Origin of the sequence: Leclercia sp. M50 (assembly GCF_037150775.1) — a bacterium.
In the GTDB taxonomy this organism is placed as follows: Bacteria; Pseudomonadota; Gammaproteobacteria; order Enterobacterales; family Enterobacteriaceae; genus Enterobacter.
On the sequence record NZ_JBBCPK010000020.1, the window covers coordinates 44400 to 54771 of the forward strand.

The window sequence follows — 10372 nt, forward strand, 5'->3', positions numbered from 1 at the left end:
GATGAACGGGCCAAAAAAATAACAACAGGGTCAATGAGGGTTGGAACATCTCGCCAGCGAACCGGCGAGCAGAGCAGAGATAAGGGTCAGGTTATTTGTAGATAACCGCGGTGCCGCTCAGCTTGTTGTTGGTATTAGCGGAGGTAATGGTGTAACCGGTCGCGCCCGCGGCTTCAGCTTTCGCCGCCAGACGTGCTTCCAGGCCATCCAGCGTGGTCGCGCCTTCTGCACTGACCACACCGATTTTATTCATGCTGTTTGCCTGGGCAGCGGTCACAGATTCCGCAGCGAAAGCACCGAAAGAGAGAGTAGTCAGGGCAACAGCAGCGACAGCATATTTGATGGTTTTCATGGTCAGTATCTCGCAGGTTATTCTGTTAAGGGGACGTTGTTCCGTCGATGTGATAAGTATCACGCTTTTTTGCGAGAGATAAAATCGAAGAGAATTGACGTCATCCTTCGAAAAATTTGAATGACAAATAAGTTATTGAATATTAATAAATTCAGTGAATGGATTTACGTTTCTTGCCGTTGCGCTTTACAGACGGGACGGAGAGGGCACATTTTGCCAAACCAGGGGCTAAAATTCGTGCACAAAAAAGTAATCGCTTGCGTGGCCTCATAGCCAGCATAGCAGTCAGCGTAACTGGCTGTCTTTCGATCCTCTGCGATTATATCCTGCGTGTGATGCATTATGTGAATCTTTCTCCTGCTGACAGGCGATACAAAGCCGCACGCCAGGCACCGCCTTGCGCCGCGCTGCGGGGATCGGCTCTTCACACTCTTCGCAGAATTTCAGGCTTTCGCCTCGCGGAATTTCGCCCCGCGCCCGCGCCACCGCATCTTCAATGGTACTGTTGATCTGTTCGTTAACGGCATCATCATTCGCCCAACCGGAAGCCATAGACCCCTCCTGACAGGTTATTGCGCTGTTCAGTAACTATGGGGCCAAAAAACGTACAATCAAGGCGAACGGCTAGATTTCAGACCATTCACGCAGCAGGTTGTGATAGAGATTCAGCAGGGAGAGCACTTCGTCGCTTTCGCCGTGACGGGCACGAAGGGTCTGGATGTTGCGATCCAGCTCGAACAGCATGCCGCGCTTTTTATCGTCGCGGATCATCGGCTGGATCCACATAAAGGAGGCTACCCGCACGCCGCGGGTGACCGGCGTGACGCAGTGCAGGCTGCTGGAGGGATAGAGCACCAGATCGCCCGCCGGGAGCTTGACGCTGTGCTGGCCGTAGGTGTCGTTCACCACCAGCTCGCCGCCCTCGTAGCTGTCGGGGTCGCTTAAAAAGAGGGTGGCGGAGAGATCGGTCCGCATCCAGCCGCTTTGCGGATGGCTACGCACGGCGCCGTCAACGTGAAAACCGTAGGTCTCCTGCTGCTGGTAGCGGTTAAACAGCGGGCTTGAGATCTGGCGCGGCAGAGCGGCGGCAAAAAAGAGCGGGTGCTGATTCACCGCCTGCAATACCGCGGCCTGTAGCGTGGCATACAGCGGGCTTTGGGTGTCTACCTGCTGGTTGTTTTTAACCTGCGCCCCCTGGTTGCCTACCGTGGCGCGCCCGTCAATCCACGGGGCCTGCTCCAGTTGGGCGCAAAAGTGCGCTACCTCATCGGCGTTCAGCACGCCCGGAATGTGATACATCATAATAATTCTCCGAAGCGTAGGGCTAAAGCCCCACGCGGATCAGACGTGCACTGAAACATGGGGAGCGAAGCTCCCCAGAGGATCAGAAGTGCATGTTCGCCGTTAACATAAAGGTGCGCGGCTCGCCCGGATGGTAACGGTAGCCGCTCTTGTTGATGGAGGCGACATAGTCTTCATCAAACAGGTTGTAGACGTTGAGCTGCATGTCGAGGTTGCGGTTGACGCGATAGCCCAGTTTGGCATCCGCCACCCAGTACCCTTCGGTGAACGACGGCGTACCCACCGCGCCGTCAGCGCCGCGGTGCATGCTGCCAATATAGCGGGCGCCTGCGCCAACGGAGAGATCGTCCGTGGCCTGGTACTGGCTCCACAGGGTAAAGGCATGTTCCGGGGTATAGGGCAGAGATGAGGTGCCATCCTGCGCCACGTCATTGCCGGTGCGCACGCTGGCGCGCTGCTGGGTATAGCCGCCGATCACCTGCCAGGCCGGGGTGATGTTACCGGCTGCCGACAGCTCATAACCTTCGACGCGTTTTTTACCGTACTGGGAGTAAGTGCCGTCGTCGTTCTGCTCGACTTCGTTTTCGATGTCGGTACGGAAGACCGCCGCGGTCAGGAGCAGACGCTTATCGAGCACTTGCCATTTGGTGCCCAGCTCGCTGGTTTTGGCCTTCTGCGGCTCAAAGTCGGTGCGGTTGGCGCTGCTGCCGCTTCCGCCCTGGGCCAGCGCGAAGTTATTGCCGCCTGGCGGCTGCTGGGAGATGGCGTAGTTCACATAGACGTTGCCGTATTCGTTCAGGTGATAAAGCGCTCCGGCCTTCCAGTTGACCAGGTTACCGGAGGTAGCGGTATCGATCGTCGTGACCGGGGAACCTTTCGGTGTGCCGGCCGGGCAGGCCACAGCTCCACGCCCCGTGCCGCCGCAAATGCTGGCGCTGTCATAGTCGGTATGGTAGGTATCGAGACGAATCCCGCCGTTCAGCTCGAAATCACGGGTGACCTGCAACGTATCGAAGGCGTACAGACCGAAGGTATCGGTCCGGCCATTGGCATTAGCGCCATTGTTGTTCAGGCCGCCAATATCGACGTTGCTGTTCGGATGATAGATATTGACCGGCGGCGGGGTGAGGGCATCCACGCCGTAGTTGGTCTGGGTTTCACGGGTGAACTCCACTCCGGTACTGATATCGTGGCCGACGCTGCCGGTATAGAATTTAGTGGTCAGGTTGGTCTGGTTGGTCAGGATCTTATTGCTGACATCTTTGGTGTTGGCGAGGCGCGACCAGGTCCAGGTGTCCACATTATTACGGTCAGGCTGGGTGATGTTGCTGGCGCCACCCATTACGGCGGTCATCAGATAATCCTGCTTCACCCGCGACCAGCGCGTGGTGTTGCGCAGGGTGGTGTTGTCGTTAAAGTCGTGCTCAAAGCGCATCGTGGCGGTGTCAGACGTAGAATCGTCATAATCGGAATCGGTGCCGTAGAAGTTGCTGGTGTTCACCTTGCCGGAGTGATTCAGCGCCGCGGTGCCCGCTGAGGGGGCAGAGTAGCCCGGCAACCCGATAGTCGGGATCCCGCCGTCCGGAGTGTTGTGCTGGGTGACATGCAGGTAGTTCAGGTAGAGGCGGTTTTCCGTTCCCAGCCCCAGGGCGAGGGAAGGGGCCACGCCGTAGCGCTCGTTTTTAACGTTATCGCGCCCTTCATCGTGAGTTTTTTCACCCATCAGGTTCAGACGAAACGCCGAGGTATCGCCCATCACCTGGTTAATATCGAGGGTTCCACGGCGCATATAGGCGCTGCCAATGCTGGCAGAGGCATCAATACCGGAATCCAGACGCGGCTGTTTGCTGATCATATTGATCGAGCCGCTCGGGGCGCTGCGTCCGTAATCGCTGCCGGACGGCCCTTTGATCACTTCCACCTGTTCGGTGTTGAAAGTGTCACGGGTGGTGGTGCTGATGTCGCGAATACCGTCAACGTAGATGCTGTTCGAGGTATCCACGCCGCGCATGTAGACCGCGTCGCCGGTGGTGGAGTTGCCGTTTTCACCGGCGAAAAAGGCGCCGACACCCGGAACGTTTTTCAGGGCGTCGGTCAGATTGGTGGTGCCCTGATCCTTCAGCACCTGCTCGGAAATCACCGTCATGGTACGGGTGGTGTCTGCCACCGGGCGGCTGAATTTGGCGTCGGCAGACTTTTGCGGGGCATAGAGCGAAGGCTGGGCCGCCTCCACCACCAGGGTATCGTCAGGTTTGTTATCCGTGCTGTCTGCGGCAAGCGCTGTCGCCACCGGGGAAAGACCGATACACAGACCCGCAAAAAAGGTCAGCGAGTTAAAGCTGTTCGGAACGTTGCGATTTTTATCCATATTGTTTAGCGACTTATAATTTTTAGTATCGAGTTTTCATTACGTTGTCAGGCAGGTCTGCGCCTTATCCTGTGCCACGTGATATCCGTAATGAGCCTACAAATGATAATTATTGTGATAAACATTATCATTTGGCGTCACTTTTTATCACTCTCGTCAACAAAATGAAATACGTAAATTTACATTGCCTGCTAAAAAACTTCACAAAGTGGATTTTGGGCAAAAAATGAACTGCACCCCGGGGGATGCAGTATGCAGTGCAGAGCGGGGATTACTTGTAAATCGTGGCGGTACCGAACATGGTGTTGTCGCCGCTGGCAGAATTTACCACAAAGCCTTTAGCACCTTGTTCACGCGCTTTCTCAGCCAGTTTGTCCTGCAGATCGTCAAGGTTTCTTGCGCCAGAAGCCTGCACGGTTCCGGCTGGTCTCAGTTGACCGGTATCGCCATTGCTGAGTGATTCGATTGACCATGCAGCAAACGACGCACCTGCCAGTGAAGCGGCAGCGAGCATTACCAGGTATTTTTTCATAATCACTTCCTCTGATTGACAACGGGTGATGCACAGTAAGTGTAGAACGGCTCAGAGTGTGATTTAGGGCAAAAAATTGATGATGATCTGCTTATTTTTTGAACGACATTTTTTGACAATTCCATGACAAATCAGCGACATACAGGTGACTGATTTCTGGTGTTTTATTCTGCGGCGCAGAGAAATATTTACCGTTGCGCCCGCAACGGGTATCTTACGCCGCTGTTTACAGGAGAACGCCATGACATCCCAGAAGCCGGGGTTGCATCCTCGCAACCGCCACCGTAGCCGTTACGACATGAATGCCTTATGCGAGAGCTGTCCGGCGCTGCGCGAATTTATCACCCAGACGCCCACAGGCGAGCCAACGGTGAACTTCGCCGATCCACAGGCGGTGAAGACGCTGAATAAAGCGCTGCTGATGCATTTCTACGGGGTGACGCAGTGGGATATTCCGGACGGCTATCTCTGCCCACCGGTGCCGGGGCGTGCCGACTACATTCACCATCTCGCCGATCTGCTGGCGGAGGGTAACAACGGCGTCGCTCCCGCAGAGGCAACCCTCCTGGATATCGGCACCGGCTCGAACCTCATTTACCCGCTGATTGGTGTGCATGAATATGGCTGGCGCTTTACCGGCAGCGAAGTGGACCCGCAGGCGTTTGCCAACGCCACGGCCATCATTAACGGTAACCCCGGCATGAGCCGCGCCATCCGTCTGCGTCGTCAGAAAGAGGCCTCGGCAATCTTCACGGGTATTATCCATAAAAACGAACAGTACGATGCCACCCTGTGTAATCCGCCGTTCCATGATTCCGCTGAATCCGCCCGGGCGGGCAGCGAGCGTAAGCGTCGCAACCTCGGCCAGGCGGCCGATGCCGCGCTGAACTTCGGCGGCCAGCAGCAGGAGCTCTGGTGCGAAGGCGGCGAAGTGGCCTTTATCACGAAGATGATTGCCGAAAGCGCCCAGTTTGCCCGTCAGGTGAAGTGGTTTACTACCCTGGTCTCCCGCAGCGAAAACCTGCCACCGCTCTACCGCGCCCTGACCGATATCGGTGCGGTCAAAGTGGTGAAGAAAGAGATGGCCCAGGGACAGAAGCAGAGCCGCTTTATCGCCTGGACCTTTATGGACAATGCCAGACGCCGCCAGCGTTAACCGCTTCTCCCCGGTGGCGCTGCGCTTACCGGGGCTACAGGGTGGGCTCCTGCGGTGACGGTGGTGTCGGGCCCGGCGACGGCAGCAGCTGATACATCTGCACCGGCATCCGCACGTTCGCCTGGTCAAAGTGTTTTTTCACCATGCTGTCGAGGGCGAAACGCACCGTCCACTGTTTCAGCGGCTGGGTGGTGAACGACACGCGCAGGGTAAAGGCGGTGCTGGTCAGGCCGACAATCCCGGCAAACGACGGCTCGCCGATAATCAGCCCGCGAATATCCTCCCTCTCCAGCAGCTCATCCACCGCCGCTTTCAGCGCGTCTTTCGCTTTTTCGGCATCTTCATGCCTGTCCACATCATAGTTCGCCACCACCGACCCGATGCCGCGGACAAAGTTGGCGAAGGTAGTGATCGATGACCACGGAATAATGTGATACGCCCCGGTATCCTGCCGCACCCCCACCGAACGAATCGACATCCGCTCCACCGTGCCGGTCAGCGGCCCGATGGTCACCAGATCCCCGGTATTCATCCCGTTTTCAAACTGAATAAAGATCCCGGTGATAATGTCCTTCACCAGCGTCTGGGAGCCAAAAGAGATCGCCAGCCCCAGCGCCCCGGCCCCTGCCAGCAGCGGAGCGATGTTGACGCCAATTTCCGAGAGCACAATCATGATGGTAATGGTGCTGATGACCACCGCCAGCGCGTTACGGAACAGCGTCAGCAGCGTTCGGGCGCGGGCGCTGGGCAGTGGCCGGCCATGAATATCTGACGCCAGCCGGTTTTCGATCAGGCTCGCCAGGATCGTCCAGCCGATGGCGGAGAAGAAGAGGATCAGCGCGATACGGATCAGAATATCGACCGTCTTTTCCCCTGCGCCGTTGTGCAGCCAGTTCCAGAAGTCGAACAACCCCCAGGCGCTGAGCAGCAGCATAATGGCGACGCAGACCGTCAGGAACCGCGCCACCTTCAGCGACACGGAGATCCAGCCGTTGAGCCGTTTTTGCAGCTCCGGATAGCTGCGCTGCACGTGCGGCGAGAGGGTGATGGTTTTAGCCAGCCAGCGGGAGAGCAGCCCCGACACGAAGGCGGCAATGCCGACGATGGCCAGGCTGCGGAAGGTCGCCCCCATCATAAACTTGAGGCTGTTGCCCGGATCGAAGAGGGAGAAGAAGCAGAGCACAATAAAATAGGCGCTCGCCAGCCAGTGCCACACCAGCGCGAAAGCGCGAATAAACAGGCTGAAGAAGGCCAGCGAACGGTCGGCAAGGTGGAGCAGTCCTTCGGTAATGGCGCGCTTGTTATGAAAGATCAGGTACAGCGCCCAGACGGTAATACAGAGCATAATCAGCACGTTGGCCAGGGCGCCAATCTGCACGTTGACCTGATTGGAGATAATCGGCACCGCTACCAGCAGGCCATAGCCGATAAGGCCGCTCAGAATACTCAGGCGTAGCGACCAGTACTGCGCGGCGCTGTCGTTAATGGCGAAAGGTCGTAGATCGGGCACCCGCGGGCAAAATATCAGCCGCAGGATCGCTTTGAAGAATTCAATCAGCGCGAAGGCATTGAGGAACAGCGCCTGCTGGAAGGCAATGGTCGGGTTGCCGGTGTTGAGATACTCACGCAGCATCTGGCCAATAAACAGGGTTAGCGCCAGCAGCAGCAGATCGATAATAAAGGCCGCGGCGATGGTCAGCGGCAGATGAACCCAGCTGCTGGTTTCGCGGTTCTTTTTGCGCCCCCAGCTCCCCATTTTGCGGTACAACGGCCAGGCGCAGAGCCTCACCATCCAGTAAAAGGCAAAGACCAGTCCGGCCAGGATCAGAAACTGCTGCGCGGCGGCGGTGAAGGTTTGCGGGTTAAAGGCCTTATGCGGGGAGCCGATCAGGTTGCGGTAGAGCTGGGCGAAACGTGAGGCGAGGGCATCACCATAGTGACGGCTGATATCAGTGACGTTCTCCAGCACCGTTTTCTCGTCGGCAATCTCCGGCGGGGTAATTTTAGGCACCGGTGTTTCAGGCGGTGTGGCAGCCACGCTGCGCAGCTGATCGATCAGCTCCTTGCGCGAGGCGTCATTTTCCAGCACATCGGCCAGCGCCGAGTAGGCCGCCTTTTTCTGCTCAACGTCCGGCTCCGGTGGCGGCGTGCTCTGCTCGCTGGCGGTGGCGGCGGGAATGCCCGGCAGGCTGACGGCCTGGGCAGGCAGACAAAACAGGCTTATCAGGAGCAGCAAAATCCACGGCACGATGTCCTCCGGTGACAAAATTGTGCAAAGTGATAAGTATAGAAGGCGCGCGGGGGCGGGGGGTTTTTGGGAGAATTCCGGCAATAAAAAAGCCGGGTGACGGCTACGCCTACCCGGCTTACAAAGGGCAAAAACTTACGCAACGTGCTGCAAAAACTCCTGCAAACGCTGGCTCGGTGGGTTCTCAATCAACGTCTGCGGATTGCCATCTTCGGCAATACGGCCTTTGTCGATAAAGATCAGGCGTGAGGCCACTTTCTCGGCAAAGCCGATTTCGTGGGTCACGATCACCATAGTCATCCCTTCTTCCGCCAGATCCTGCATAACTTTCAGCACTTCGTGGCGCAGTTCCGGGTCGAGGGCCGAGGTTGGCTCATCGAAGAGCATCATCTTCGGTTTCACCGCCAGCGCACGGGCGATGGCCACGCGCTGCTGCTGACCGCCGGAGAGCTCGGACGGGTAGTGATGCCCGCGCTCCGCCAGCCCCACTTTCGCCAGCAGCTCTTTTGCAAGCCGCTCGGCTGCCGCTTTGTCGGCGCCGCGCACGCGCAGGGGGCCAAACATCACGTTTTCCAGCGCCGTCAGGTGCGGGAAGAGATAAAACTGCTGGAACACCATGCCCGCTTCCTGGCGGATCAGGCGCTCGTCCACTTTCGGGTCGTTAACCTTCAGGCCATCGACAATCAGATCGCCGCTGGTGATCTCCTCCAGCTTGTTGATGCAGCGCAGCAGGGTTGATTTGCCGGAGCCGGACGGCCCGATAATGACCACTACTTCGCCGGTCTGAATAGTCAGGTCGATGTTGTGCAGCACCTGGGTTTGACCGAAGTGCTTGGAGACGTTTTTAAATTCAATCACAGGATTTTCATCCTTCTTTCAAGACGACGCAGCACGAAGCTCAGCGCCAGCGTAATAATCAGATAGACCACGGCCACGGCGCTCCAGATCTCCAGCGCACGGAAGTTACCGGCAATGATCTCCTGGCCCTGACGGGTCAGTTCAGCCACGCCGATAACAATGAACAGCGAGGTGTCTTTAATGCTGATGATCCACTGGTTACCCAGCGGTGGCAGCATGCGGCGCAGCGCCAGCGGCAGGATCACGTGGCGGATGGTTTCGCGACGGGAGAGACCCAGCGCCAGACCGGCCTCGCTGAAGCCTTTGTGGATCGACAGTACCGCACCGCGGGTGATCTCGGCGATATAGGCGCCCGAGTTGATCATGATGGTGACCACCGCCGCGCTGAACGGGTCAATCCGCAGGTCGGTAAAGGCCATCGGCAGTGCGAAATAGATAAACATCACCTGCACCACAATCGGCGTGCCGCGGATAACTTCGATGAAAACCAGCGCTACGTGGTTGGCTATCCAGCCGCCGTAGGTGCGGGCAAAACCGGCGACAAGGCCGATAATCAACCCGCCAACCAGACCGAGGACCGAAATCCACAGGGTCATTTTGGCGCCTTCAAGCAAAAGAGGAATGGCGGGCCAGATGGCGCTCCAGTCAAACTGCATGATGAGTTCCTGTATACCGTGGTGAAAACAGACAATTAACCATCAGGGGGATGGTTACAATTGTAGGCCCGGTCAACGCAAGCGTCACCGGGCAGTACAGTTCCTGTTTAACAGGCTGTTTTATTTAGGTTCAGTACCGAACCATTTTTTATAGATTTCGTTGTAGGTGCCGTTCTCGCGCAGGGTTTTCAGCGCGCCATTCGCTTTAGTACGCAGCTCGTCGCTGCCTTTCGGGAAGGCGATACCGTATTCCTGTGCTTCCAGGGAATCACCTACCGCTTTGAACTTGCCATTGCCTGCGGTTTTGATGAAGTAAAGGATGTTTGGCGTGTCGTGCAGCACGGCGTCAGCACGGTTGGTGCCAAGTTCCATGTAGGCGTTGTCGATGTTCGGGAACTGGCGCAGATCTTTCGATTTGATATTTACCTTGGCGTAATCAACAGAACCGGTGCCGCTCTTCACCGCAACCACTTTGCCGTCGAGATCTTTCACGCTTTTAACGTCGTTGTTATCCGCTTTCACCATCACCAGCAGGCCGCTTTTGTAGTAGCCGTCAGAGAAGTCGATCGCTTTTTTACGTGCGTCAGTAATGGTGATACCGGCCAGCGCCAGGTCAACGTTTTTGGTTTGCAGGGCCGGCACGATACCGCTGAAGTCCATTGGCTTCAGGGTGTAGTCCAGCTTCAGTTCTTTGGCGATAGCCGCCCACAGATCCACATCAAAACCAACGTACTGGTCGCCCTGTTTAAATTCGAACGGTACGAAGGCGGTGTCGGTGGCAACAATCAGTTTCTTATCAGCAGCCTGAGAAGAGACCGCAAAAGCCAGGGTAAGTGCAGCCAGTGAAACTTTTAATACAGACTTCATAGCATTTCCTTTTATAGCCGCGGGGCGATCCCC

Annotated in this window: 10 protein-coding genes; 1 reads left to right on the forward strand and 9 read right to left on the reverse strand. The window is 56.9% G+C overall.

Annotated elements, in window-relative coordinates; genetic code table 11:
• Positions 1 to 91: 91 nt before the first annotated feature.
• From ybiJ to mcbA, 5 genes are all read right to left on the reverse strand, one after another.
• Entirely contained in the window at positions 92 to 352 is a 261-nt protein-coding gene (ybiJ, locus tag WFM46_RS07215; RefSeq protein ID WP_103178785.1) for a DUF1471 family protein YbiJ, read from the reverse strand.
• 285 nt (positions 353 to 637) lie between these two features.
• Positions 638 to 904: a DksA/TraR family C4-type zinc finger protein gene (locus WFM46_RS07220; protein WP_336997327.1), complete on the reverse strand. Its 267-nt coding sequence runs from the start codon at positions 902 to 904 to the stop codon at positions 638 to 640.
• Positions 905 to 976: 72 nt separating this feature from the next.
• Complete coding sequence (gene ybiX, locus WFM46_RS07225; RefSeq protein ID WP_336997328.1) at positions 977 to 1654, reverse strand: PKHD-type hydroxylase YbiX; 678 nt, start codon at positions 1652 to 1654, stop codon at positions 977 to 979.
• Between the two features lie 82 nt (positions 1655 to 1736).
• Positions 1737 to 4022, reverse strand: coding sequence for a catecholate siderophore receptor Fiu (locus tag WFM46_RS07230; protein WP_336997329.1), 2286 nt, complete (start codon positions 4020 to 4022; stop codon positions 1737 to 1739).
• A gap of 271 nt (positions 4023 to 4293) precedes the next feature.
• A complete protein-coding gene (mcbA, locus tag WFM46_RS07235) occupies positions 4294 to 4554 on the reverse strand; it encodes a DUF1471 family periplasmic protein McbA (protein ID WP_156654138.1) in 261 nt (86 codons plus the stop codon).
• A 241-nt stretch (positions 4555 to 4795) separates the two neighbouring features.
• Here mcbA and rlmF point away from each other — a divergent pair, with 241 nt between their 5' ends.
• Positions 4796 to 5710, forward strand: a complete 915-nt coding sequence (gene rlmF / locus WFM46_RS07240) for a 23S rRNA (adenine(1618)-N(6))-methyltransferase RlmF (RefSeq protein ID WP_336997330.1) — start codon at positions 4796 to 4798, stop codon at positions 5708 to 5710.
• A gap of 34 nt (positions 5711 to 5744) precedes the next feature.
• On the opposite strand, the gene ybiO is transcribed toward rlmF, so the two are convergent.
• From ybiO to glnH, 4 genes are all read right to left on the reverse strand, one after another.
• Entirely contained in the window at positions 5745 to 7958 is a 2214-nt protein-coding gene (ybiO, locus tag WFM46_RS07245) for a mechanosensitive channel protein (RefSeq protein WP_180210430.1), read from the reverse strand.
• A 135-nt stretch (positions 7959 to 8093) separates the two neighbouring features.
• On the reverse strand, positions 8094 to 8816 hold the full coding sequence (gene glnQ / locus WFM46_RS07250) for a glutamine ABC transporter ATP-binding protein GlnQ (protein ID WP_103178792.1): 723 nt from the start codon (positions 8814 to 8816) through the stop codon (positions 8094 to 8096).
• Complete coding sequence (glnP, locus tag WFM46_RS07255; protein WP_039029408.1) at positions 8813 to 9472, reverse strand: glutamine ABC transporter permease GlnP; 660 nt, start codon at positions 9470 to 9472, stop codon at positions 8813 to 8815. Before glnP ends, glnQ begins: the two co-directional genes overlap by 4 nt.
• 120 nt (positions 9473 to 9592) lie before the next feature.
• Positions 9593 to 10339: a glutamine ABC transporter substrate-binding protein GlnH gene (gene glnH / locus WFM46_RS07260; RefSeq protein WP_336997331.1), complete on the reverse strand. Its 747-nt coding sequence runs from the start codon at positions 10337 to 10339 to the stop codon at positions 9593 to 9595.
• Positions 10340 to 10372 lie beyond the last annotated feature (33 nt).

What these genes read in the sequence shown, in the direction of transcription:
- ybiJ (WP_103178785.1), bottom strand. Translation starts at nt 352, where the DNA reads ATGAAAACCATCAAATATGCTGTCGCTGCTGTTGCCCTGACTACTCTC.
- WFM46_RS07220 (WP_336997327.1), bottom strand. Translation starts at nt 904, where the DNA reads ATGGCTTCCGGTTGGGCGAATGATGATGCCGTTAACGAACAGATCAAC.
- ybiX (WP_336997328.1), bottom strand. Translation starts at nt 1,654, where the DNA reads ATGATGTATCACATTCCGGGCGTGCTGAACGCCGATGAGGTAGCGCAC.
- WFM46_RS07230 (WP_336997329.1), bottom strand. Translation starts at nt 4,022, where the DNA reads ATGGATAAAAATCGCAACGTTCCGAACAGCTTTAACTCGCTGACCTTT.
- mcbA (WP_156654138.1), bottom strand. Translation starts at nt 4,554, where the DNA reads ATGAAAAAATACCTGGTAATGCTCGCTGCCGCTTCACTGGCAGGTGCG.
- rlmF (WP_336997330.1), top strand. Translation starts at nt 4,796, where the DNA reads ATGACATCCCAGAAGCCGGGGTTGCATCCTCGCAACCGCCACCGTAGC.
- glnP (WP_039029408.1), bottom strand. Translation starts at nt 9,472, where the DNA reads ATGCAGTTTGACTGGAGCGCCATCTGGCCCGCCATTCCTCTTTTGCTT.
- glnH (WP_336997331.1), bottom strand. Translation starts at nt 10,339, where the DNA reads ATGAAGTCTGTATTAAAAGTTTCACTGGCTGCACTTACCCTGGCTTTT.